The organism is Gelidibacter pelagius (genome assembly GCF_017581925.1).
GTDB lineage: Bacteria > Bacteroidota > Bacteroidia > Flavobacteriales > Flavobacteriaceae > Gelidibacter > Gelidibacter pelagius.
In genome coordinates this window covers 1-1,540 of sequence record NZ_JAGEVG010000055.1, presented here as the reverse complement: position 1 = coordinate 1,540, position 1,540 = coordinate 1, and the positions used below count along the sequence as shown (strand labels likewise).

Genomic DNA, 1,540 nt, shown 5'->3' with positions numbered 1-1,540 from the left:
CCGCGTCATTCGTGCCTCATTCCTCGCAATGACGCCAGGGTGGGAGTTCTCTTAATGACAGCTAAGTGGTGCTCTTTCCTACTCCTCCACCTCCACCTCGGCATCATCCGAATCTGTCTACCGTCCAGACAGAGAGGGACGAAGGAGCGACGCCCCCATGTGTCATTGCGAGAAGCGACGAAGGAGCGACGTGGCAATCTCATGGTTGGTTAGCCTAACAGACACAGATTGCCGCGGTCGATAGCTTCGCTATGTACATTCAATGAAGCAGTGCTTCCTTCATGTAACCCCTTGCAATGAAGCTTGGGTTAAGAATGCGAGTCCGTTGATTCCGTCATTGCGAGGAGCGACGAAGGAGCGACGCGGCAATCTTTAGGCACAACCTTCTAATTAATAAATGACCTGCCGTTCTCAATGAAAGACAACACTGTTGGTGGAAAACACCAACAATGATATAAGCAATAACATTGAAAGCCAAATCCCACCTCACCTTTTTAGGGGTAGGGGATAATGTCTTAAAAAAACCTTTTCGTTAAAACTGGAATTGTTGGTGGAAAACACCAACAAAGCGTATGCAATACATTCATTTTTACCAATGTCGGCTTTAACACGAACACGAAGCATGAAAAAGGCCATAAAGCAGAATTCTATCTTATAAAGATGTCGAGTAAGGCAAATTACTTCTTGGCAGATTATTTCAAGTGGCTACAATAAACTTTATATCATATAATCAAAATAAAACTAAATTCCTCAGTTTAACTGTTAAGGAACAAGTCATCATCAAAAAAATCTTTAACTGAGATTTCAATCATATCACAAAACTTCTTAATGGTATATATGGTAATTCCTCTTTTATTAAGTGTACTCTCCCAACGATTGATTATTTGCCTGTCAACATCATGAAATTTAGCAAAATCAGATTGCGACAATCCAGTTTTAATTCTCAAAGATTTAACCCTTTTAGCAATCTTATTTTTTAAAATTATATCTTCCTTGTCTAATCCTGCCATTCTGCAATTTTGGTATAATTTTAAAAATTATTGTAATCCATTTGGATTACAAGAGTTAATTGTATATATTCGTTTTTTAAATTAAATTTGCGATTCTTCATATCAAAACATTGAAGCATTCGCTTTGAATCTCGTTATCAAAAACTGGCGTTTAAAATAACCACGAGATGATAAGTAAGATGCTCACGTCAACCGACGTGGGCTCACTTATTCGTGGTAAGGTACCGCCAGTACCTTGATAGCGTCTAAGCTGAGTTCCACGTCTTTTTTATTAAAAAAAGTCCACTCACTTCATTCATAGCATTGCTCTATTATTTTTTAAAAGTTTCGCACTAAAACAGTTAGAATTAGTCTTGGAATGGCTGCCGCTATAAATAATCATTGGTTAATAGTTGCACATCATTAGGCTTAAACCTTAAAAAATTGCCTATGTAGAGATAGATTTCAAACAGAATACCTTCAACCAAAGGATTAATAGCAGATTTACACATTAAGAAACAGTTAGAATTAGTCTTGGGAACGGGCCGTTG

1 protein-coding gene is annotated in these 1,540 nt (G+C 37.9%); it reads right to left on the bottom strand.

Annotated features, from left to right (window positions below):
• Positions 1–755: 755 nt before the first annotated feature.
• Complete coding sequence (locus J4051_RS18785; RefSeq protein ID WP_208235424.1) at positions 756–1,010, bottom strand: helix-turn-helix transcriptional regulator; 255 nt, start codon at positions 1,008–1,010, stop codon at positions 756–758.
• Between the last annotated feature and the right edge of the window lie 530 nt (positions 1,011–1,540).

Bases quoted from the DNA above. Each gene is read 5' to 3' on its own strand.
- J4051_RS18785 (WP_208235424.1), bottom strand. From the start codon at position 1,010: ATGGCAGGATTAGACAAGGAAGATATAATTTTAAAAAATAAGATTGCT.